Annotated in this window: 18 protein-coding genes; 9 read left to right on the plus strand and 9 right to left on the minus strand. The window is 56.9% G+C overall.

From position 1 onward, the window contains the following. Positions 1 to 48: 48 nt before the first annotated feature. The 6 genes from V6940_RS19680 to V6940_RS19705 all read right to left on the minus strand — a co-directional run bounded on the left by V6940_RS19680 (position 49) and on the right by V6940_RS19705 (position 7,047). Entirely contained in the window at positions 49 to 852 is an 804-nt protein-coding gene (locus tag V6940_RS19680) for an acyltransferase (protein ID WP_333497010.1), read from the minus strand. 104 nt (positions 853 to 956) lie between these two features. Beyond that, positions 957 to 2,501 (minus strand): MFS transporter, encoded by a 1,545-nt coding sequence (locus tag V6940_RS19685; RefSeq protein WP_333497011.1) that lies wholly within the window; start codon positions 2,499 to 2,501, stop codon positions 957 to 959. A gap of 91 nt (positions 2,502 to 2,592) precedes the next feature. Then, positions 2,593 to 3,612, minus strand: coding sequence for a Gfo/Idh/MocA family protein (locus tag V6940_RS19690; protein WP_333497012.1), 1,020 nt, complete (start codon positions 3,610 to 3,612; stop codon positions 2,593 to 2,595). A gap of 12 nt (positions 3,613 to 3,624) precedes the next feature. Then, positions 3,625 to 4,692: a Gfo/Idh/MocA family protein gene (locus tag V6940_RS19695; protein ID WP_333497013.1), complete on the minus strand. Its 1,068-nt coding sequence runs from the start codon at positions 4,690 to 4,692 to the stop codon at positions 3,625 to 3,627. A gap of 2 nt (positions 4,693 to 4,694) precedes the next feature. Further along, on the minus strand, positions 4,695 to 5,873 hold the full coding sequence (locus tag V6940_RS19700; RefSeq protein WP_333497014.1) for a Gfo/Idh/MocA family protein: 1,179 nt from the start codon (positions 5,871 to 5,873) through the stop codon (positions 4,695 to 4,697). 19 nt (positions 5,874 to 5,892) lie between these two features. Beyond that, positions 5,893 to 7,047 carry a Gfo/Idh/MocA family protein gene (locus V6940_RS19705; RefSeq protein ID WP_333497015.1) on the minus strand — a complete coding sequence of 385 codons (1,155 nt, stop codon included), beginning with the start codon at positions 7,045 to 7,047 and terminating at the stop codon, positions 5,893 to 5,895. Positions 7,048 to 7,238: 191 nt separating this feature from the next. On the opposite strand from V6940_RS19705, the gene V6940_RS19710 reads away from it, so the two are divergent. Beyond that, a complete protein-coding gene (locus V6940_RS19710) occupies positions 7,239 to 8,294 on the plus strand; it encodes a LacI family DNA-binding transcriptional regulator (RefSeq protein WP_333497016.1) in 1,056 nt (351 codons plus the stop codon). 1 nt (position 8,295) lies between these two features. On the opposite strand, the gene msrA is transcribed toward V6940_RS19710, so the two are convergent. Then, positions 8,296 to 8,934, minus strand: a complete 639-nt coding sequence (msrA, locus tag V6940_RS19715; RefSeq protein ID WP_333497017.1) for a peptide-methionine (S)-S-oxide reductase MsrA — start codon at positions 8,932 to 8,934, stop codon at positions 8,296 to 8,298. A 269-nt stretch (positions 8,935 to 9,203) separates the two neighbouring features. Between msrA and tamA the strand changes: the two genes are divergently transcribed. Genes tamA through V6940_RS19730 form a run of 3 tightly spaced genes read left to right on the plus strand, consistent with a single transcriptional unit; the run spans position 9,204 to position 15,057 of the window. Then, on the plus strand, positions 9,204 to 10,937 hold the full coding sequence (tamA, locus tag V6940_RS19720) for an autotransporter assembly complex protein TamA (RefSeq protein ID WP_333497018.1): 1,734 nt from the start codon (positions 9,204 to 9,206) through the stop codon (positions 10,935 to 10,937). After that, positions 10,934 to 14,710 (plus strand): autotransporter assembly complex protein TamB, encoded by a 3,777-nt coding sequence (tamB, locus tag V6940_RS19725; RefSeq protein WP_333497019.1) that lies wholly within the window; start codon positions 10,934 to 10,936, stop codon positions 14,708 to 14,710. Before tamA ends, tamB begins: the two co-directional genes overlap by 4 nt. 2 nt (positions 14,711 to 14,712) lie before the next feature. Continuing rightward, the gene (locus V6940_RS19730; protein ID WP_035896263.1) at positions 14,713 to 15,057 is read left to right on the plus strand and encodes a gamma-glutamylcyclotransferase family protein; all 345 of its coding nucleotides are present in this window, start codon (positions 14,713 to 14,715) and stop codon (positions 15,055 to 15,057) included. Positions 15,058 to 15,166: 109 nt separating this feature from the next. On the opposite strand, the gene ppa is transcribed toward V6940_RS19730, so the two are convergent. Beyond that, positions 15,167 to 15,694, minus strand: a complete 528-nt coding sequence (ppa, locus tag V6940_RS19735) for an inorganic diphosphatase (protein WP_005134479.1) — start codon at positions 15,692 to 15,694, stop codon at positions 15,167 to 15,169. A gap of 402 nt (positions 15,695 to 16,096) precedes the next feature. Between ppa and ytfQ the strand changes: the two genes are divergently transcribed. From ytfQ to V6940_RS19760, 5 genes are all read left to right on the plus strand, one after another. Next, positions 16,097 to 17,053, plus strand: a complete 957-nt coding sequence (ytfQ, locus tag V6940_RS19740; protein WP_123651118.1) for a galactofuranose ABC transporter, galactofuranose-binding protein YtfQ — start codon at positions 16,097 to 16,099, stop codon at positions 17,051 to 17,053. A 131-nt stretch (positions 17,054 to 17,184) separates the two neighbouring features. Then, positions 17,185 to 18,687 carry a galactofuranose ABC transporter, ATP-binding protein YtfR gene (gene ytfR, locus V6940_RS19745; RefSeq protein ID WP_333497020.1) on the plus strand — a complete coding sequence of 501 codons (1,503 nt, stop codon included), beginning with the start codon at positions 17,185 to 17,187 and terminating at the stop codon, positions 18,685 to 18,687. 10 nt (positions 18,688 to 18,697) lie between these two features. After that, entirely contained in the window at positions 18,698 to 19,723 is a 1,026-nt protein-coding gene (ytfT, locus tag V6940_RS19750) for a galactofuranose ABC transporter, ATP-binding protein YtfT (protein ID WP_220439619.1), read from the plus strand. Continuing rightward, positions 19,710 to 20,711, plus strand: a complete 1,002-nt coding sequence (gene yjfF / locus V6940_RS19755) for a galactofuranose ABC transporter, permease protein YjfF (protein WP_185669137.1) — start codon at positions 19,710 to 19,712, stop codon at positions 20,709 to 20,711. The genes ytfT and yjfF overlap by 14 nt, the downstream gene beginning before the upstream one ends. Positions 20,712 to 20,797: 86 nt before the next feature. Then, positions 20,798 to 22,360 (plus strand): methyl-accepting chemotaxis protein, encoded by a 1,563-nt coding sequence (locus V6940_RS19760; RefSeq protein ID WP_333497046.1) that lies wholly within the window; start codon positions 20,798 to 20,800, stop codon positions 22,358 to 22,360. A 110-nt stretch (positions 22,361 to 22,470) separates the two neighbouring features. Here the strand turns inward: V6940_RS19760 and fbp are convergent, their stop codons facing one another. Next, positions 22,471 to 23,469: a class 1 fructose-bisphosphatase gene (gene fbp / locus V6940_RS19765; protein ID WP_185669138.1), complete on the minus strand. Its 999-nt coding sequence runs from the start codon at positions 23,467 to 23,469 to the stop codon at positions 22,471 to 22,473. Between the last annotated feature and the right edge of the window lie 11 nt (positions 23,470 to 23,480).

Consider the following 23,480-nt stretch of genomic DNA (forward strand, 5'->3'; position numbering starts at 1 on the left):
CTGCCGGATGGCGTTTTGCTTATCCGGCCTACGGCGTTATTTTCCTTGTCAGCCGTAAAAGCGATTTTTATCCTGGTTTTGCAGTACCTTGCTCAGCAAAAGCTTAAATCTATCGGCAGACGTTTTGGCGTGATTAAGCCTGTCCTCCAGCGCATTAATATCAATTACGCGTTCATTTTGCTCAAACGTAAAGCGCCCGTTATCGCAGACGTCATGCTGCATGGTTATCTCATTGGTCCAATGGTGTACGCATTCGCCTGACCAGAACACGTTGTCCTTGACCTTCCTCGCCGGGTTGCCCACCCAGCAGCTATTGGAACCTATCTCTTTTCCTGCCACCAGGCTCATAGCGCCGACAATGCTTCCGGAATGGATAATTGATCCTTTCAGTATCATCGCGTTTTGTCCCAGCCAGACGCGATCGCCAATGTAGATGCTTCGGGAAGGGTTGATCCGGGTATTGCTGTTCGCGCTGAAGATCAGATGCGGATCGGCATTACGCATCCAGATGCCATGTGAAATGCAGCATTCATCGCCTATCAGGATGTGCCGTTCTTCAGAGAGGACTAGCGTCAGCGTATCGTTGATGTAGCTATTCCGGCCGAAATAACACACCGAGTGATTATGGGTGGCGATATTAACGATGTAAGGTGTGCGGCTCGCGCCGAGATAGATAATCGAATGGCTGGCGTTAAAATTGAGCTGTGAGTTTTGCAGCGTCACGCCCTTTTCGCAGGCCAGAATATTATTTGTGCCTGAGAAGGTAATGGTACTGTTGATCAATTCAGGAGGATCGCCAAGGAACAGGTTTCCTTTGAGTTGGCGAAGCGCCTCTTTTTCGGTGATAACCATTTTTCTGCCCCTTTGCTCAATGTAATGAATCAAACAAAGCGGCAGAAAAACTATGGAGCTTAAGCGGCGAGCGGCGGTAAGAGCACGCCGGTCAAAAGACCTTGTTATCCGCTCGTGGCGAGCGATTTGCCTTTCGCCCGTCCTTTAGGCTCAGCATCCCAGACTTCATTATACGTATACCCCGTCAGCGCCATAATCACCTCGCGCGTCTCCAGGTCGCAGTCCTCTGCATTTCCCCCTAACTTCCGTCGCGCCACCTCTTTAATCAGCAGGCTGTGCGTCTTCTGCGTCAGTTTAAAGCGATAGGTCATGTAGAAGCTCACGGCCAGCATCCCGGCGGTGGCGAACACCATCAGACCGATGATGGCGTGCAGGGCGCTGGCAGGCTGTGCGCCGCCGCCTTTTACGAAGCCGCTCTCTTCCAGCACGATGCCAATCAGCATAATCGCCAGCGCCACGGTGCTTTTACGCGTCAGTACCATCACGCCTGCGAAGATCCCTTCCCGGCGTTGGCGAGTGACAATTTCATCGACGTCAGGAATGAAGCTATAGATGTTCCAGGGAATGTAATACAACCCGGCCTTCGCCAGCCCCAGCAGCACAAACACGGCGGAAAACAGCAGCGTCGGTACCTGTAAATTACCGATATAGACGATAAACAAAAATGCCAGCACTACCATAATGCTGCCGTACGAGAGCCTCAGCGCTGCCGAAGGCGTGAGGTTAAATTTATTCATCAGCATCATAAAGCCGAAGGTGCCGGGAATCGAAACAAAAGCGGCAATACTTAATAGCCCGGAGACCATTTCGGTATCGTGATGCAAGGCGTAAACCACGTAATAGGTAAATACCGAACCAAAAATATCCATCGCGGTAAATGAGCAGATGTAAATGATAATATGCTGACGAAATATTCTGATTTTAAATGAAGAGATAAGATCGATAACCATATATTTTAGATGGTTAAAAAGGCCGCTGCTCCGGTGACTATCGGACTGAAATTCATACTCCTCTCGAACGTCTTTCGCTTCCCAGGTACAAGCCCAGGTGGTAAATACGGCAACGCAATAAATGGTCGCAAAAACAATCCCGGTTAACGTGTAGGTGAGCGAATTATCTTTACCGGTGTATTGCATAATAATTCCCGGTACGGACACCGCCAGAAAACCGCCGAGCGCAGAGCACATCATACGTACGCCGGAGAGACGTGTACGCTCGCTGAAGCGGTTGGTCATTTCCGCCGACAGCGTTTCCCACGGCACCAGCACCATTGCGGAAAGCAGTTCAATGGAGAGGTAGGTGCCCAGGTAGTACCAGTAGTTCATGTCGGTAATCCACACCAGCGCGTAGAGAAACATCAGCGGAGAGCTTATCAACAGAAAGAAGCGTCGGCGGCCAAATTTACGGCCAAGCCAGGTATTACCAAAATTATCCGTAACATAGCCCATCACCGGGCTTAAAATAGCATCAATAATACGAGCAATAGCAAATATTGACCCGGCTTCTAAAACGCTCAGGCCACAATAGGTGGTGTAAAAGAATAAAAGCCAGGTTCCTATAACGGCAAATGCGCCGCCGCCAAATAAATCTGTTACGCCGTAGCCAATAGCGGTGCCATAGCCAACGCGGCGTTCGGTTGGTTTAACCATAATATTATTATTCCTGTACTGGTAGGGTGTCAGTGCAGAGTTACCCCTGCACCTTATATTATTGACAGCAGGAAAAATCGGATGACGATCGCTAGTTTATATTCACCCATTTCCTCAATAGTGACGAGTGGTAAATAGCATTAACCATCTGTAATGATTTGGCCGCCTCAGCAATATCGCAGTAGTCTGCACAGGCGGGATCGTTTAATGCCTGATAAAAGTGGAGAATGGCCAGCCGGTGGCCGATTCCCCAGTAGCTTTTGCCGATGCCATCGGGCGCAGCATCGCTGGCAAGCTGCGTACGTTTGTCGTCGCTGAACTGCCACAACACATTGTCCGTCAGGCGCAGCATTCCTCGTTCAAACTCCAGCTCCAGCAGCAGCGGCGAGTCGCTGATATGGCTGTTGCTGGCGTAAAACAGCCCGCGCGCGCCGTTGTGAAAACGCAAGGTGACCATCGCACTGTCTTCAGTTTCAATCTCGTCGGCAAGCCAGGCGCTGTCGACGACTCCTTTCAGGCTCTTGACCCCCTCGCCAAACCACTGCATCAGATCCAGCGTATGAATTGCCTGATTAATCAACAAGCTGCCGCCTTCGGTGGCAAAGCTGCCGCGCCACGGACTGGCGGCATAGTAATCCCCAGAGCGCGACCAGGTGAGCACTGCTTTGATGGCACGCAGGCTGCCTAGCGTACCGTCAGCGATACAGCGCTGAATGGCTAAGCTGGTGGGGTTCAGGCGATTCTGGTAGCAGACGCCGACGCGACGCTGGTGGCGCGTCGCTGCCGCCTGAATCTCGTTGACCTCCAGCGGGTTCATCACCACCGGTTTCTCGCAGAAAACCTGTTTCCCTGCCGCCAGCGCGGCAAGGATCATCGGTTTATGCAGGTAGTGCGGCGTGCAGATATGCACCACGTCAATGGCATCATCCAGCAGCATCTCGCGATAGTCCTGATAAAAATCACAGCCATAGTCGGCCGCAAGCTGGCTTCCTTTGGCACTATCAATATCAACAATCGCGCGCAGGACAACGCCCGGCACATGGCGCAGCGCGTCTACGTGGCAGGTATGGATGGCGCCGCAGCCAATAATGGCCGCATGACGTGTTTTCATTTCAGCCTCCCGTTATTCCACCGCGTTCGCCAGCATCTGCGCTTTCACGCACAGCTCGGCCGCTTTAAAGGTGTGCGCCTGGGTCATGGCGTTTTCGGTGCGGTTCAGGCAGTCCCGAATCAGCTCGCCGAAATAAGGGAAGCCTACCTTGCCTGCCACCGGATAGCGGAACTCGCCTTCTTTGTTAACCAGATAGACCACGTCCTGCTCGCCGTGGGTGATATCGACGTATTTACGGATTTCGATATAACCCTCGGTGCCAAGCAGCGTTAAGCGGCCGTCGCCCCAGCTGGAGAGGCCATCCGGCGTAAACCAGTCGCAGCGGAAGTAGCCGGTGGCGCCGTTGTCACCTGCCAGCATGGCATCGCCGAAATCTTCAAACTGCGGGTACTGCGGATGGTTCACGTTGCGAACCTGGCTTGCCACGATGCGCGCATCGCTGTTGCCGGTATAAAACAGGAACTGCTCAATCTGGTGGCTGCCGATGTCACACAGAATGCCGCCGAAGAATTCTTTTTCGTAGAACCAGTCCGGGCGACCGGTGCCTTCGCGGTGTGGGCCGACGCCCAGCGTCTGCATCACGCGGCCAATCGCGCCTTCGGCAACCAGCTGCCCGGCAAAGACGGCGCTTTCCACGTGCAGGCGCTCGCTGTAGTACACCGCGTATTTACGCCCGGTTTCCGCCACTTTGCGCTTCGCGGCTTCAAGCTGCGCCAGCGTGGTCAGCGGGGCTTTATCGGTGAAGTAGTCTTTCCCGGCATCCATCACCTTCAGCCCCAGCGCGCAGCGCTCGGACGGAATCGCCGCTCCGGCAACGAGCTGGACGCTGCCGTCGTTTAAAATCGTTTCCAGCGTCGGCGCAACCTGCGCCTGCGGGTACTGCTGCACGAACTTATCAACCTTTGCCGGGTCCGGATCATAAACCCATTTCAGCGTCGCCCCGGCTTCTATCAGACCGTTACACATCCCGTAGATATGGCCGTGGTCTAACGCCGCCGCCGCAATAATAAACTCGCCCTTGCCAACAACCGGCTGTGGTTTGCCCACCGGGGCGTAGTTCATACCGTCTTTGATGCTCATGTTTATGCTCCTTTGTCCAAATCTTTACCCAACGGAATTGCGCCCACTTCGCTGAAGTTCTCGACTGATGCCGCCTTCTCGTAGAAGTGTGGGGCGAGGGAAACCAGGCCACCGGTTTTATACCAGGGCTCATTCGGGCTGACGGGCAGCGTCACGACGCGCCCGGTAATGGAAGATTGATAGATGGCGGTAATCAGCTCGAGCGAGCGTTTACCCTGTACGCCATCAATCAGCGGTTCGCCATGCTGCTCTACAGCGTTCAGCAGGTCGTTAATCTGCCCGGTATGCAACGTGTAGTTGAGCTTCGGCGTATTGCGGAAGAGTGAGTCCAGCCGCGCTTCCAGCTCGTCGTTATGCTGCTCCTGTGGGAAGCCGTTATCGGCGGAGACGCTGGCCCACACGTCCCACGGGGCGGAGATGCGCGCTTTATCGCCCTGAATCACGATTTTCTGGTCTTCACCGTGATGCACCACCGAGGCGGTCAACTGCGTCAGCGCGCCGCTGCTGTAGCGGAAGATGGCGGCGGAAAGGTCTTCCACTTCGGCGTTATCGTGGGCAACGTTGGTCATCATCGCCACCACTTCCGTTGGGAAGCCCAGCATCCACTGGATGGCATCGATATGGTGCACCGCATGGTTCAGGGTGCAGCCGCCGCCCTCTTTTTCCCAGGTACCGCGCCACCACAGGTCGTAGTAGCAGTGGCCGCGCCACCAGAACGAGTCCACCTGTGCGTGGCAGATTTTCCCCAGTTCGCCGGAGTCCACCACCTGCTTTAAGCGCCAGAAGGCATCGGTGAAGCGGTTCTGGGCGATAATGGAGAGGATTTTGCCGCTGGCGCGCTGGGCGGCGATCATCGCGTCGCACTCCTCCAGCGACGCCGCCATTGGCTTCTCACACAGCACATGTTTACCGGCGTTTAAGGCATCGATGCTGATTTCCGCATGCACGTACGGCGGAGTACAAACATCGACAATATCCACCTCAAGGCCAGACTCCAGCAGCGCCTGATGGCTGCTGAATACTGTAGCGTCCGTCAGCCCGTAGCGGGCTTTCTTCTCCTGCGCTTTTTCCGGATAGATATCGACCAGCGCGACTATCTGGCAGCGGTCGGCAAACTCCTGATATCCCTGAATATGGTTGTGGGAGATGTTCCCGGTTCCCACTATTGCAATGCGTAACATGTGTCTCTCCTGAGGCGGATTACCAGGTGCCGGAGGCATCCAGCGTTTTACTTTCGACCTGTTTTTCAACGGAGGTGGCAATGCGTTCGTCTAACAGCTTTTTAAACAGCGCCTCGTCAAACGGCAGGTTGACCCAGTCGTCGGTCCAGGTGGAGAGGTGCATCGCATTAGAGAGCGTCAGGCCGCGAATCCCGTCGGTGCCGGGGGCAATCAGCGGTTTACCGTGCAGCACGGCATCGCAGAAGTTGGCGGTGACCACGTGGTGCTCGCTGCTCTCAGGCGGAGTCGGGATGATGACTTCCCAGCACTCCGGCTCGCCAAAGCCGTTCTGCCAGCGGGCGTTGAATTCCGGCTCGGATTCGCGCAGACGCCAGAAGCGCAGGCGGCCTTCTTCCACCACCACTTTGCCGCGATCGCCGGTGATTTCCAGACGGTTGGTGCCCGGCGCTTCTGCGGTGGTGGTAATAAAGACCCCGGTTGCGCCGTTGGCGTACTCGGCGTAGGCGGTGACATCATTTTCCACTTCAATATCGCGGTGCTTACCGAACTGGCAGAACGCACGCATGCGCACCGGCATGCCGACCAGCCACTGCCAGAGGTCGAGCTGATGCGGGTCTTGATTCAGCAGCACGCCGCCGCCTTCACCTTTCCAGGTAGCGCGCCAGCCGCCGGAGTTGTAGTAGCTCTGCGAGCGATACCAGTTGGTGATAATCCAGTTGGAGCGACGGAGTTCGCCCAGCTCGCCGCTGTCGATCAGCTCTTTGACTTTCTGATACAGCGGGTTAGGGCGCTGGTTGAACATCATGCCGAACACCACATTGCAGCCGCGGGCATATTCGTTCATTTCGCGCACCTGGGCGGTATAGACCCCGGCCGGTTTTTCGCAAAGGGTATGGATACCATGGCGCATCGCCATCATCGACAGGCCAGGATGGTCGTAGTGCGGGGTGGAGACGATAACCGCGTCGATCAGCCCGCTTTTCAGCATGGTTTCGGCATCGTCGAATAGGGTTATGCCGTCGCCAACAAGCTGGCGAATGGCCGGATGCTTGCTGAGATCGTTATCGCACACTGCCGTCAGGCAGGCCTCTTTCACCGTACCTGCCATCAGGTAACGGGCGTGAAGTGTACCAATGTTACCCACGCCGATAATGCCAAAACGCACCTTATCCATGTTGCACCTTAACCGTGATAGGAATGACTGAAATCTGAAAATAGGGAAGGCAGGGAAAGTGGACAAACGGAATTTGTGAGAATGCTCGCAGGCTGGACAGGAATCTGCGCGGGAAACTGAAAATGGGTTTTAAAATCAGCAAACTGCATCTGCAAAAATTTGCAAAACATGATTGCGACAGAGGTCACACTATGTCCGGCAAGCTAAAAATGGATGAAATTGCCGCCCAAACGGGCTATTCGGTCAGCACCGTTTCCCGGGTGTTGAGCGGCAAATCCTACACCAGTGAAAAGGCGCGGGAAGCTATCGTCAGCTGCGCGCGCAGGCTGGGAGTGCTCGATGATTTAGCCAGTGGTCGTTTGCTGATTAACGGCATTGCGGTGTTCGCGCCGCAGCGCACCTTTACCGCCCAGGGGGATACCTACTATCTGGAGGTAACGCGCGGCATTGCCGAGGCGGTCTCGCCGCACGATGTCTACGTGAGCTACTGCGGGCTGGATGAGCAGCGCGCCGATATCAAGGTGTTCCTCGAAAAGGTCAGCCATAAGAATATCAACGCGATAATTATCATCGGCATTGATGATCCCACCATCCACAAGCTGGCGCAGTCGCTCGGTAAACCGTGCGTACTGATTAATTCGCGGGATAAAGAGGGGCTGCTGGACTCTGTTTCGCCGGACCACCGGGCGATTGGCTATCGGGCGGCCAGCTATCTGTTTGAACAGGGCCACCGACGTATTCTGAGCGTTACCAGCCTGCGCCGTGAAACCATGTACTGGCGGCTTGAAGGGATTAAAGAAGTATACCGGCAGTATCAGCTGCCTTTTGATGCGCAGCGCGACCTGCTGGTCACCGAAGGTTTTTCCGAGGAGGAGACCGAACGGGCGATTGCCGACTGGTTTGCCTCAACGCCGTCATCAATGTGGCCGGAGGTGATTTTCTGCGCCGGTCTGCCGATGTCGATGGGCGTTCAGCACGTGCTGGAAAAGCAGGGCGTACGCGTACCGCAGGATATCTCGCTGATGACCACCTACGTCTGGGAGCTGGATGCGCGAATGCGCGACGAAACCACCGGTATTGCCATTCCCTGTCGATCGCTCGGCGTGGAGGCGGTGCATTTGCTGCAAACGCGGCTTAACCGCCCAAATGCCCCCGTGTTTAACCTGCTGCTGCAGGGGCAAATCTATGAGCTTGGGACGGTGACGCACGCCACGCGCCATGCTGCACGCGTGGTGATCTCCCAGTAACTTAGGCCTGAGGCGGCAGGCACACGCCAATGCCACCGATGCCGCAGTAGCCGTGCGGATTTTTGTACAGGTACTGCTGGTGCTCATCCTCGGCATAGTAGAACGGCTTCGCGTTGGCGATGTCGGTGGTGATGGTGCGAGCATCGCCCGAGAGGCGCATCGCCTCCTGGAACTGCTTCAGGCTGGCATGTGCTTCCTGATCTTGTTCCGGCGTGACGGGGTAAATTGCCGAACGGTACTGCGTGCCCTGATCGTTGCCCTGTCTCATCCCCTGCGCCGGGTCGTGGTTCTCCCAGAACACTTTCAGCAGCTCGCCATAGCTGACGACCGTCGGGTCATACACCACGCGTACCGCTTCCGCGTGCCCGGTCTGGCCGCTGCACACTTCGCGGTAGGTCGGATTTGGCGTATAGCCGCCGGTGTAACCCGCTGCGGTGCTGTAAACCCCTGGTATCTGCCAGTACAGGCGTTCGACACCCCAGAAGCAGCCCATGGCGAATAAGGCGACCTCCATCCCCTCCGGAACGTGCGTCATTGAGTGTTCTGTCACAACATTGAGCGTGGCGACCGGCATCGGCGTATTTCTTCCGGGTAATGCATCCGATTGAGATACAAGGTGTTTTTTATCAGCTAGACTCATGGGATAGGCCTCCGGTGTACGGTAATTTCCGTTAAGGTTGTAACCGAGCGTGTCTTTTAACACAATAAACACGCCGAATACGTCTAAATTTAAACATAAGAATAATTTGGGGCTCTGTCTTTATTTCAACCCGACAAAGAGTGGGTTTTTTGCGCTGACGTTGAATGCCGTGCGCCCTCAGAGCGCAGTAATGGTGAAAACGCAGTTGTGGCCGCGGAGCGGGCTTTCGTTTCCCGTTGGGGTGGGAACAAGGATATTCAGGAGAAAATGTGCGACAAATCCGCCAGTTATGTTTGGTGAGCTTGCTGCTGACCAGCGGTGTTGCCAGTGCAGCAAACGTCCGTCTGCAGGTTGAAGGGCTCACAGGCGAGCTACAAAAAAACGTGCGTGCGCAGCTTTCGACGATCGACAGCGATGAAGTTACCGCCGATCGTCGTTTTCGCGCGCGCGTTGATGATGCTATTCGTGAAGGGCTGAAGGCCCTCGGCTACTATGAGCCGACCATTGATTTCGAACTCAAGCCGCCGCCGGCCAAAGGCCGCCAGGTGCTGCTGGCGAAAGTCACGCCCGGTGAACCGGTGCTTATTGGCGGCACCGACGTTATCCTGCGCGGCGGCGCGCGGACCGACAGTGATTATCTGGCGCTGCTGAAAACCCGGCCGAAAATTGGATCCGTCCTGGATCACGGCGATTATGACCACTTTAAAAGCTCGCTAACCAGCGTGGCGCTACGCAAAGGCTACTTTGATAGCGAGTTTAAAAAGAGCCAGCTCGGCGTGTCGCTCGAACGTCATCAGGCGTTCTGGGATATCGACTATGATAGCGGCGAACGCTACCGCTTTGGCGACGTCACTTTTGAAGGCTCGCAGATCCGCGAAGAGTATTTGCAGCATCTGGTGCCATTTAAAAAAGGCGATTATTACCAGTCCAGCGATCTCGCTGAACTGAACCGCCGTCTCTCTGCTACCGGTTGGTTTAACTCGGTGGTGGTGGCCCCTGAATTTGATAAATCCCGGGAAACGAAGGTGCTACCGCTGCATGGCGTCGTCTCGCCGCGCAGCGAAAACACCGTTGAACTGGGTGGCGGCTACTCCACCGACGTGGGGCCGCGGGTGAAAGCCTCATGGAAAAAACCGTGGGTTAACTCCTACGGCCACAGCCTGACAACCAGCGTCAGCGTGTCCGCGCCAGAACAGCAGCTGGATTTCAGCTACAAAATGCCACTGCTGAAAAACCCGCTGGAGCAGTATTACCTGGTGCAGGGCGGTTTCAAAAGTACCGACCTTAACGACACCAAAGCGGACTCCACCACGCTGGCGGTTTCACGCTTCTGGGATCTGTCGAGCGGCTGGCAGCGCGCTATCAACCTGCGCTGGAGCCTCGACCACTTTACCCAGGCCGATGTCACTAACACCACCATGCTGTTCTACCCTGGGGTCTCCATCAGCCGAACCCGCTCGCGCGGCGGCCTGATGCCAACCTGGGGTGACTCACAGCGCTACTCTATCGACTACTCCAACACCGCCTGGGGTTCGGACGTCGACTTCTCGGTGATTCAGGCCCAAAACGTCTGGATCCGTACGCTCTATGACCGCCATCGCTTCGTGATGCGCGGCAATCTGGGCTGGATTGAAACCGGCGACTTCGACCGCGTACCGCCAGACCTGCGATTTTTCGCCGGTGGTGACCGCAGTATTCGCGGCTATAAGTACAAATCGATCGCCCCGCGTGACGATAATGGCAAGCTGATCGGTGCCTCCAAACTGGCTACCGGCTCGCTGGAGTATCAGTACAACGTGACCGGGAAGTGGTGGGGCGCGGTGTTTGTTGACGGCGGTGAAGCGGTCAGTGATATCCGCCAGAGCGACTGGAAAAAAGGCGCAGGCGTCGGCGTACGCTGGCAGTCGCCGGTTGGGCCTATCAAGCTCGATTTCGCCGTTCCGGTGGGCGACAAAGAAGAACATGGATTGCAGTTTTATATCGGACTGGGGCCTGAACTATGACGTTATGGAAGAAAATAAGCCTCGGCGTACTGATTTTTCTCGTGCTGCTGGTGGGGATCGTCGGATTCCTCGTCGGCACGACGACAGGGTTACATCTGCTGTTTAACGCGGCAAACCGCTGGGTTCCGGGGCTGGAAATCGGCAAGGTTACCGGCGGCTGGCGCGATCTGACGCTGAAAAACGTCCGCTACACCCAGCCGGGCGTGGCGGTAGATGCCGGGGAATTCCATCTGGCGGTGGATCTCAACTGCCTGTGGCACAGCAGCGTGTGCGTGAACGATATTGCACTCAGCAACATTAACGTGGCTATCGACAGCAGCAAAATGCCGCCCGCCGCGCCGGTGAAAGAGGAGGACAGCGGCCCGCTGAACCTCTCCACGCCGTACCCGATTACCCTCAAGCGGTTTGCGCTTAACAGCGTCAATATCAAGATTGATGACACGACGGTGTCGGTGATGGACTTTACCAGCGGGCTGACATGGCAGGATAAAAACCTGACTCTGACGCCAACCACGCTGCAAGGGCTGCTGATCGCCCTGCCGAAGGTGGCCGACGTGGCGCAAAAAGAGGTGGTTGAACCGAAAATCGACAACCCGCAACCGCAGGAAAAACCGCTCGGCGAGACCATGACCGAGCTGTTCTCCAAACCGGTGCTGCCGGAGATGACCGATGTTCATCTGCCGCTGAACCTGAACATTGAGTCCTTTAGCGGCGAGCAGCTGCGCATTACCGGCGACACTGACCTGACGGTCTACAAAATGCTGCTGAAGGTGAGCAGTATCGACGGCAATATGAAGCTCGATACGCTGGACGTCGACTCCAGTCAGGGGACGGTGAATGCCAGCGGTACCGCGCAGTTGATCAACGACTGGCCGGTAGACATCACGCTCAACAGTACGCTGAACATCGACCCGTTGAAGGGCGAGAAAGTGAAGCTGAAAGTGGGCGGTGAGGTGCGTAAACAGCTGGAGCTGGGCGTGAATCTGTCAGGCCCGGTGGATATGAGCCTCCGCGCTCAGACGCAGCTGGCGGAAGCTGGGCTGCCGTTCAACCTTGAGATCAACAGCAAACAGCTTTACTGGCCGTTTACCGGCGAGAAGCAGTATCAGGCCGATGATCTGAAGCTGAAGCTCGGCGGCAAGATGACCGACTACACGCTTTCATTCCGCACTGCGGTGAAAGGGCAGGGCGTGCCGCCAGCGGATATCACCATTGACGCGAAAGGTAACGAGCGGCAGGTGAGTCTCGATAAGCTGACCGTGGCGGCGCTGGAGGGGAAAACCGAACTGACCGCGCTGCTCGACTGGCAGCAGGCGATCAGCTGGCGCGGCGAACTGGCGCTCCGTGGGATCAACACCGCGAAGGTGGCGCCGGACTGGCCATCGAAGCTGGATGGCCTGATTAAAACTAACGGTAGTCTCTACGGCGGCACCTGGCAGATGAACGTACCGGAGGTGAAAATCACTGGCAACGTGAAACAGAATAAGGTGAACGTCGATGGTTCGCTGCGCGGCAACAGCTACATGCAGTGGACCATTCCTGGGTTGCACGTGGCGCTGGGTAACAACACGGCCGATGTGAAGGGCGAGTTGGGAGTGAAAGACCTCAACCTGGATGCCAACATTGATGCGCCGAAGCTCGACAACATGCTGCCGGGCCTTGGCGGCACGGCGAAAGGGCTAGTGAAAATCCGCGGCACGGTGGAAGCCCCGCAGCTGCTGGCGGATATCACCGCGCGCGGCCTGCGCTGGCAGGAGCTGTCGATTGCCCAGGTACGCGTGGACGGCGACGTCAAGTCGACCGATCAGATTGCCGGGAACCTCGATGTGCGCGTGGAACGCATTGCGCAGCCGGGCCTGAATATTGGCCTGGTGCATCTGGCGGCCAAAGGCAACGAGAAGCAGCATGCGCTGCAGCTGCAGATTCAGGGTGAACCGGTCTCCGGCCAATTAGCGCTGTCGGGCAGCTTCGACCGCAAAGAAGAACGCTGGAAGGGGGCGCTCAGCAATACGCGCTTCCAGACCCCGGTTGGCCCGTGGTCCATCAACCGCGATATCGCGCTGGATTACCGCAACCTCGAACAGAAAATCAGCATCGGGCCGCACTGCTGGGTGAACCCGAACGCCGAGCTTTGCGTGCCGCAGACGATTGATGCCGGGGCGGCAGGCCATGCGATAGTGAACCTCAACCGCTTCGACTTAGCGATGCTCAAACCGTTTATGCCGGAAGCAACGCAGGCGAGCGGCGTGTTCAGCGGCAACGCTGATGTCACCTGGGACACCACCAAAGAGGGGCTGCCGCAGGGCAAAGTGACGCTCTCCGGGCGCAATGTGAAGGTCACGCAAATCGTCAACGATGCGCCGCTGCCGGTGGCTTTCGATACGCTGAATCTGAACGCTGACCTGCACAACAACCGCGCCGAGCTGGGCTGGCTTATCCGCCTGACCAACAACGGTCAACTGGACGGGCAGGTGCAGGTCACCGACCCGCAAGGGCGGCGTAATCTGGGCGGTAACGTCAATATCCGTAACTTCTCGCTGGCGATGATTAACCCCATCTTCTCCCGCGGCGAAAAGGCAGAAGGGAAGCTTAATGCGAACCTGCGCCTTGGCGGCGATGTGCAAAGCCCACTGCTTTACGGGCAGATGCAGTTGAACGGTATCGACGTCGACGGCAACTTTATGCCGTTCGACATGCAGCCAAGTCAGATAACCATGAACTTCAACGGCGCGAGCTCAACGCTGCAGGGCGATATCCGTACCCAGCAGGGACAAATTAGCCTGGACGGCGACGCGGACTGGCGGCAGATAGACAACTGGCGTGCGCGTATTGCCGCGAAAGGCAGCCGGGTTCGTATAACCGTGCCGCCGATGGTGCGCCTGGATGTGTCACCGGACGTTGAATTTAAAGCCACGCCAAGCCTGTTCACGCTGGATGGTAACGTCGATATTCCATGGGCGCGTATTGTGGTGAAAGACGTGCCGGAAAGCGCCGTCGGTGTCTCCAGCGACGAAGTGATGCTTAACAGCAACCTTCAGCCGGAGAAAACGCAGTCCGCGTCGATCCCTATCAACAGCAACCTGAATATCCATGTCGGCAACAACGTCCGTCTGGATGCTTTCGGCCTGAAGGCGCGCCTGACCGGCGACCTGAAGGTGGCGCAGGATAAACAGGGGCTGGGGCTGAACGGGCAGATCAATATTCCGGAAGGGCGCTTCCACGCCTACGGCCAGGATCTGATCGTGCGTAAAGGCGAGCTGCTGTTCTCCGGCCCACCGGATCAACCGTTGCTGAATATCGAAGCCATTCGTAACCCAGAGTCCACCGAGAACGACGTGATCGCCGGCGTTCGCGTCACCGGCTCCGCCGACCAGCCTAAGGCGGAAGTCTTCTCCGACCCGGCGATGTCGCAGCAGGAAGCGCTCTCCTACCTCATTCGTGGGCAGGGGCTGGACAGCGGTCAGAGTGACAGTGCGGCCATGACATCTATGCTTATTGGTATGGGGGTTGCACAAAGTGGTCAGGTTGTGGGTAAAATCGGCGAGACGTTTGGCGTAAGTAATCTGGCTCTGGATACGCAAGGGGTGGGTGATTCCTCCCAGGTGGTGGTCAGTGGTTACGTATTGCCGGGTCTGCAGGTGAAATATGGCGTGGGGATCTTTGACTCTTTAGCGACGCTCACGTTACGCTATCGCCTGATGCCTAAGCTGTATCTGGAAGCGGTGTCTGGCGTAGACCAGGCGCTCGATTTGCTCTATCAGTTTGAGTTTTAGCAATGCGAATATTTGTGTACGGCAGTTTACGGCGCAAACAAGGTAACAGCCACTGGATGACCAACGCCCAGTGGCTGGGCGATCACAGCGTTTTCGATTATCAACTGTACAGCCTGGGCCACTATCCAGGCGCGGTGCCCGGCGAAGGCACGGTACACGGTGAGGTTTATCGGATCGACGCATCGACGCTGGCCGAACTGGATGCGCTGCGCACCAAAGCAGGTGAATATGCACGTCATCTCATCCAGACGCCCTATGGCAGTGCCTGGATGTACGTCTATCAGCGCCCGGTCGATGGGCTGAAGCTGATAGAAAGTGGAAACTGGTTGGACAAAGACCAGTATTGAATACGACAACGCCACCCTAGGGTGGCGTTGTTTTTTGTATTGCTGATACCGGGATCCGCACAAACAAAAACACCGCCCGAAGGCGGTGTTTTGTCACGCTCGAAAAATATTATTTCTTCGCGCGTTCGAAGGAAGCAACGATTTCAGCTTTAGCCGCTTCAGCGTTGTCCCAACCGTCAACCTTAACCCATTTGCCCGCTTCGAGGTCTTTGTAGTGCTCGAAGAAGTGGGTGATCTGCGCTTTCAGCAGGTCTGGCAGGTCGTTCACATCTTTGATGTGATCGTATTCTTTGCTCAGCTTGGTGTGCGGTACCGCAACCAGCTTCGCATCTTCACCGGATTCGTCGGTCATTTTCAGCACGCCAACTGGACGGCAGCGAATGACGGAACCTGGTTCCAGTGGGTATGGCGTTGGGACCAGAACGTCTACCGGGTCACCGTCCAGAGACAGGGTGTGGTTGATGTAACCGTAGTTGCACGGATAGAACATCGCGGTGGACATGAAACGGTCAACGAACAGCGCGCCGCTCTCTTTGTCGACTTCGTATTTGATAGGATCTGCGTTAGCCGGGATTTCGATGACTACGTAGATATCTTCCGGCAGATCTTTACCCGCAGGGACGTTGAGTAAGCTCATGTCTGTTTCCTTTAGAATGTATGGCAAACTAGTGCCCGGTATTATAGCCAACTCGCCGGGAAAGTCTTGACCTGTTTTACGCCTCTCCCCCTGGAACCCGGCCTTTTCAGTGCCTTCTTACGGCAGAAAAATCCATAAACGTAGCCGCATCATGAATAAAATCATGAAACCGTTTACAACACGGTAAAAAATGGCAGCGTTGTGGTCAAAAAAAACACAAAAACGATAGCCATCAATGGGTGCGTGACACCTACTCCTTCCTGAACTCTGATGTTTGCTGCTAATTAACAAATAATTTACTTTTTTGAATTGTGATGTAACGCATTCCGTTACATATCCCATTGTCTATAGTTTTTCCGCAGATGAATATTTGACCAACAATAACCCTACGAGGATAACTCTATGTGGAAGCGCTTACTTCTTGTCACAGCAGTTTCCGCAGCCATGTCGTCTATGGTCATGGCTGCTCCTTTAACGGTGGGATTTTCGCAGGTCGGATCTGAATCCGGCTGGCGCGCGGCGGAAACCAACGTCGCGAAGCAGGAAGCGGAGAAACGCGGTATTACCCTGAAGATCGCCGACGGGCAGCAAAAACAGGAAAACCAGATTAAAGCGGTTCGCTCGTTTATCGCCCAGGGCGTAGACGCCATCTTTATCGCCCCGGTGGTCGCCACCGGTTGGGAGCCGGTGCTGAAGGAAGCCAAAGAGGCCAAAATCCCGGTTTTCCTGCTCGACCGATCCATTGATGTCAAAGACAAATCGCTCTACATGACCACGGTGACCGCCAACAACGTGCTGGAAGGTCAACTGATTGGCGAGTGGCTGATTAAAACCGTCGACGGCAAACCGTGTAATGTCGTCGAGCTGCAGGGCACCGTCGGCGCGAGCGTGGCGATTGACCGTAAGAAAGGCTTCGCCGATGCGATTTCGAAAGCCTCAAACATCAAGATTATCCGCTCTCAGTCTGGCGACTTTACCCGCAGTAAGGGTAAAGAGGTGATGGAGAGCTTTATCAAGGCGGAGAACAACGGCAAGAACATCTGCATGGTTTACGCCCATAACGACGACATGGTGATCGGTGCTATTCAGGCCATCAAAGAGGCCGGGCTGAAGCCGGGCAAAGATATCCTGACCGGCTCTATTGACGGCGTGCCGGATATCTACAAAGCGATGATTGCCGGTGAAGCCAACGCCAGCGTCGAGTTGACCCCGAATATGGCTGGCCCGGCGTTTGATGCGCTGGAGAAATTCAAGAAAGACGGCACCATGCCGGAAAAAGTGACGCTGACCAAGTCCACGCTGTATCTGCCGGATACGGCGAAAGAGGAGTTAGAGAAGAAGAAAAATATGGGCTATTAAGCGGGTTGTACCCTCACCCCAACCCTCTCCCTGAAAGGGAGAGGGAGCCGGGCGGTGCGGGCTGCAAGTTGGGCACAATATGTCCCCTCTCCCCCTCGGGGAGAGGGCTAGGGTGAGGGGGAGAGCACACAATGACCACTGAAATCAACCCGGAAATCCTCCGCACCGAGGGGCTCTGCCAGTACTTCCCCGGCGTCAAGGCGCTGGATAACGTCAACTTCAGCCTGCGGCGCGGTGAAATTATGGCGCTGCTCGGTGAAAACGGCGCGGGGAAATCGACGCTCATCAAGGCGCTGACCGGCGTCTACCACGCCAACAGCGGCAGCATCTGGCTGGAAGGCCAGCAAATTAACCCGAAAAATACCGCCCATGCCCAACAGTTGGGGATTGGCACCGTCTACCAGGAAGTGAACCTGCTGCCGAACATGTCGGTGGCGGACAACCTGTTTATTGGTCGTGAACCCAAACGCTTTGGCTTTATCCAGCGCAAAGAGATGGAAAAGCGCGCCACCGCGCTGATGGCCTCCTACGGCTTCTCCCTCGACGTGCGTGAGCCGTTAAACCGCTTTTCCGTGGCGATGCAGCAAATTGTCGCCATCTGCCGGGCTATCGATCTCTCGGCAAAAGTGCTGATCCTCGATGAACCGACCGCCAGCCTCGATACCAAAGAAGTGGAGATGCTTTTCACCCTGATGCGCCAGCTACGCGATCGTGGTGTAAGCCTGATCTTCGTCACCCACTTCCTCGATCAGGTCTATACGGTCAGCGATCGGATCACCGTGCTGCGTAACGGATCGTTCGTTGGCTGCCGGGAAACCCGCGAGCTGCCGCAGATTGAGCTGGTCAAAATGATGCTCGGCCGTGAGCTGGAACATCAGGCGCTACAGCGCGCCGGGCGTACGCTGCTCAGTGACAAACCGATCGCCTCGTTCGAGGGATACGGCAAAAAAGGCACCATCGCGCCGTTCGATCTGCACGTTCGCCCCGGCGAGATCGTCGGCCTGGCGGGGCTGCTGGGATCGGGGCGCACCGAAACCGCCGAAGTAATCTTCGGTATCCATCCTGCTGACAGCGGCCAGGCGATGATCAAAGGTAAACCGCAAACCCTGCGATCGCCGCATCAGGCCTCCTGTCTGGGGATTGGCTTCTGCCCGGAGGACAGGAAAACCGACGGCATTATTGCCGCCGCCTCGGTGCGGGAAAATATTATCCTCGCCCTGCAGGCTCAGCGCGGCTGGCTGCGGCCGATTCCGCGCAAAGAGCAGAACGACATTGCTGAACGCTTTATCCGCCAGCTGGCAATCCGCACTCCCAGCGCCGAGCAGCCGGTAGAGTTTCTCTCCGGCGGCAACCAGCAGAAGGTGCTGCTCTCCCGCTGGCTGCTAACGCGCCCGCAGTTCCTGATCCTCGACGAACCGACCCGTGGGATCGACGTGGGCGCCCACGCGGAGATCATTCGCCTGATCGAAACGCTCTGCGCCGATGGCCTGGCGCTGCTGGTGATTTCGTCCGAGCTGGAAGAGCTGGTGGGCTACGCCGACCGGGTGATCATCATGCGCGATCGCCAACAGGTGGCGGAGATCCCGCTCGATAAGCTTTCCGTTCCCGCCATCATGAACGCTATTGCGGCCTAAGGAGTACACCGTGATGCCTCGATCCGTTCCTCAACCCGGCCAGCCCGCGCGACGTTTTCGCTGGCCGCCGGGCATGCCGCAGATTGCGGCGCTGATTCTGGTGCTGCTGGTTGATAGCCTTGTCGCGCCGCACTTTTTCCAGATAACGCTGCAGGACGGCCGCCTGTTCGGCAGCCCGATTGATATCCTCAACCGCGCCGCCCCCGTGGCGCTGCTGGCGATTGGTATGACGCTGGTGATTGCCACCGGCGGCATCGATCTTTCCGTGGGCGCGGTGATGGCGATTGCCGGGGCCACCGCCGCCTCAATGACCGTGGCCGGGCACAGCCTGCCGGTGGTGCTGCTGGCGGCGCTAGGCTCCGGTGTGCTGGCGGGGCTATGGAACGGCATCCTGGTCGCTATCCTCAAAATTCAGCCCTTTGTGGCAACGCTCATCCTGATGGTGGCCGGGCGCGGGGTGGCGCAGCTGATCACCTCCGGGCAGATTGTTACCTTCGACTCGCCGTCGCTGGCATGGATCGGCAGCGGCAAGTTTCTGCTGTTCCCGACGCCGGTGATTATCGCGCTGGTGACGCTGGTCCTCTTCTGGCTGCTGGCGCGTAAAACCGCCCTCGGCATGTTTATTGAAGCGGTGGGGATCAACATCCGCGCGGCGAAAAACGCGGGGGTTAATACCCGTATCGTGGTAATGCTGGCCTACGTGCTGAGCGGTGTCTGCGCGGCCATTGCCGGCACCATTGTGGCGGCGGACATTCGCGGAGCTGATGCCAACAACGCCGGGCTGTGGCTGGAGCTGGACGCCATTCTGGCGGTAGTGATTGGCGGTGGCTCGCTGATGGGCGGGCGCTTTAATCTGCTGCTGTCGGTGGTCGGCGCGCTGATTATTCAGGGCATGAACACCGGTATTCTGCTCTCCGGTTTCCCGCCAGAGCTTAACCAGGTGGTGAAGGCGGTGGTGGTGATGTGCGTGCTGATCGTCCAGTCGCCGCGCTTTATTCAGATGCTGAAGAGGGTTCGCCGCGATGATAAAACGTAATTTACCGCTGATGATCACGCTGGGCGTGTTCATCCTCGGCTATCTCTACTGCCTGACCCAGTTTCCCGGCTTCGCGTCTACGCGGGTGATTTGCAATATCCTGACCGACAACGCCTTTCTGGGCATCGTGGCGGTAGGGATGACCTTTGTGATCCTCTCTGGCGGTATCGATCTCTCCGTCGGTTCGGTGATCGCCTTTACCGGCGTGTTCTTAGCCAAAGCCATTGGCGTATGGGGGCTGTCGCCGCTGGTAGCATTCCCGCTGGTGCTGGTGATGGGCTGTGCCTTCGGTGCGTTTATGGGCTGGCTGATTGATGCCCTGAAGATCCCGGCGTTTATCATCACCCTTGCCGGAATGTTCTTTCTGCGCGGCGTCAGCTATCTGGTCTCCGAAGAGTCGATTCCTATCGACCATCCGCTCTACGACACCCTCTCCGGGCTGGCGTGGACCATTCCCGGCGGTGGTCGCCTGAGCGCGATGGGGCTGTTGATGCTGCTGGTGGTGATTCTGGGGATCTTCCTTGCCCACCGTACCCGCTTTGGCAACCAGGTGTATGCCATCGGCGGCAGCGCTACCTCGGCGAACCTGATGGGGATTCCGACCCGCAGCACCATCGTGCGTATCTATATGCTGTCGACGGGGCTGGCGACGCTCGCCGGTATCGTCTTCTCTATCTATACCCAGGCGGGCTATGCGCTGGCAGGCGTTGGGGTAGAACTGGATGCCATTGCCTCGGTGGTGATTGGCGGTACGCTGCTGAGCGGCGGGGTGGGGACGGTGCTCGGTACGCTGTTCGGCGTCGGCATTCAGGGGCTGATTCAGACCTATATCAACTTCGACGGCACGCTCAGTTCCTGGTGGACGAAGATCGCCATCGGCATTTTGCTGTTTATTTTCATCGCGCTGCAGCGTGCGCTGACGGTGCTGTGGGAGAACCGTCAGAACGCGGCGGTGACTCGCGTTAGCGCGGCAGTAACAAAGGACTAACACGCTGAAACATTAATGTTTTTCCGGTAGCGGCCGATACTGACTTTTTACGCCAAACAGTACCCCTGCTACCGGACAACACTATGATGCTAAAAACGCTCTCTATCCGTACCGGCTTGCTGTCCCTGCTCGCCGTGATGACCCTGCTGCTGGTTTTAGTCAGCGGCATCGGCATTTATGCCCTCACCAAAAGCTCCACCTCTCTACAACGCATTGACCATCTGCAAAGCGATCAAATAACCCAGTTGAATGAAGGTTATACGTTGTTATTGCGCGCGCGTAACGAAGCTAGTCAGGCGGTCCGCTTGATGGAGATCGGCATGCTGGACGATGCGACGAAAGCGGTAAAAGTCCTCAACGGCGAAGTGGCCCAGGGGCAGAAGATTATTGCCGACGTGGGCCAGTCCTCAATGGATGATGCCGACGGCGCGCAGCTGCTGGCGAATGTAATGAAAAGCTTCGAAACCTACAACACGCAAGGGATCGTGCCGATGCTGGCGGCGCTGAATCAACAAAACGTCGACGGTTATTACGATCTGCTGGAAAAGACCATGATCCCGGTCTCCCGTCAGTTTGACGATGCAATCCACGCGTTCCAGGACTGGGGCGAGTCTCGCGGCCAGATTGAAGTTGCCGCGGTGCACAGCACCAAAAACCGCGTGCTGGTACTGATGGTTATCGCCATTCTCCTGACCGCAGGCGTGATGGCGCTGGGCTGGCTGCAGCTACGTCATCTGCTGCTTAAACCGCTGGCGGCGGCGATTGGCCAACTGGAGCAGGTCGCGGCGGGGGATTTAACCGATTCACCGCTGAAGGCGAACAGCGCGGAAATTAAACGTCTGAACGTGGCGATCGCCGGTATGCGCGAGTCGATGATGAACTCGGTGATGCGTGTGCGCGATGCCAGCTCGCAGATTGACGTGGGCAGCCGTGAGCTGACGGCGGGCAACAACCATCTGGCGCAGCGCACCGAGTCGACGGCGACGTCGCTTGAGCAGACCGCGGCCAGCATGGAAGAGATCACCGCCACCGTGAAGCAGAACGCCGATAACGCCGACCAGGCGCACAAACTGGCGCAGGAAGTTTCCGATACCGCCGACCGCGGTAGCGAAATGGTCTGCTACGTGATTGAAAAAATGCAGGATATTTCCGGCAGCGCCAACCGTATCGCCGATATCCTCAGCGTGATTGACGGGATTGCCTTCCAGACCAATATTCTGGCGCTGAACGCCTCGGTAGAAGCGGCGCGTGCAGGTGAGCAGGGGCGTGGATTCGCGGTGGTAGCAGGTGAAGTGCGTAACCTGGCAAGCCGCAGCGCGGATGCCGCTAAAGAGATTCGTCAGCTGATTTCCGCCTCGCAAACCCACGTCAGCGAAGGCAGTGACCTTGCGCAGCAGGCGGGGGAAACCATGGATGAGATTGCCAGTGAAGTGATGCGTATGACCAAGCTGATGCGCGAGATTGCCAGCGCGTCGCAGGAGCAGAGTCGCGGCATTGAGCAGGTGAATATTGCGGTAAGCCAGATGGATGAGACGGCGCAGCAGAACGCGGCGCTGGTACAGCAGTCGTCGGCGGCAACCCGTTCGCTGGAAGAGCAGTCGCAGGCGCTGGTGGCCGCGATGTCGTCGTTCCGGTTGCAGGTGTCGTAGCGAGGTTCCCCCTCACCCTAACCCTCTCCCCATAGGGGAGAGGGGACCGTCCGGTTTTCTCCCTCGCCCCTTTGGGGAGAGGGCCGGGGTGAGGGGGCACCTCAATAAGATTACGCGTCCGGGAACTCGCGAATCAAACGTTCCACGTCTTCAACCATATGGTCGTTACCCACGAAGAACGAACGACGCTGGTGCAGTGTTTCCGGCACGATATCCAGAATACGCTCTTTCCCATCGCTGGCCTTACCGCCTGCCTGTTCCGCGAGGAACGCCATCGGGTTGCACTCATACAGCAGACGCAGCTTCCCATCCGGGTGGCTGGCGGTGCTTGGGTACAGGTAGATCCCGCCTTTCAGCAGGTTACGGTGGAAATCGGCCACCAGAGAACCGATGTAGCGTGAGGTGTACGGGCGCTGCGTGGACTTATCTTCTTCCTGGCAGAACTTGATGTACTTCTTCACCCCGTTCGGGAACTTGATGTAGTTACCTTCGTTGATGGAGTAGGTGCTACCGCGCTGAGGGAAGCGCATACGCTCCTGGCACAGACAGAACACGCCCAGCGACGGGTCGTAGGTAAAGGCGTGTACGCCACAGCCGGTGGTGTACACCAGCATGGTGGAGGAGCCGTAAACCACATAGCCCGCGGCGACCTGGCGGTTACCCGGCTGCAGGAAATCTTCTTCGGTGACCGGCGTGCCCACTGGGGTTACGCGGCGGTAGATAGAGAAGATAGTCCCGACAGAGACGTTAACGTCGATATTAGATGAGCCATCCAGCGGGTCCATCAGGACCACATACTTCGCGTGTTCGCAGCCGTCGAATACAACAATTTCGTCTTCTTCTTCGGAGGCGATACCGGCGACGATGTCACGGGCGCGGAGTGCGGCTTTCAGCTTCTCGTTTGCGAACAAATCGAGCTTTTGTTGTACTTCTCCCTGTACGTTTTCTGCGCCGCTGGCACCCAGGATATCTACCAGGCCGGCCTTATTGATATCGCGGTGGATGATCTTGGCACCTAACTTTATTGCCGACAACAAAGCAGTGAGCTCACCGGTAGCATGAGAGAACTCGTGCTGCTTTTCGACAATAAATTCACCTAACGTTTTCATAACACTTTCCC

The sequence above is a fragment of the Kluyvera sp. CHPC 1.251 genome (assembly GCF_036759945.1).
Lineage (GTDB): Bacteria > Pseudomonadota > Gammaproteobacteria > Enterobacterales > Enterobacteriaceae > Kluyvera > Kluyvera sichuanensis.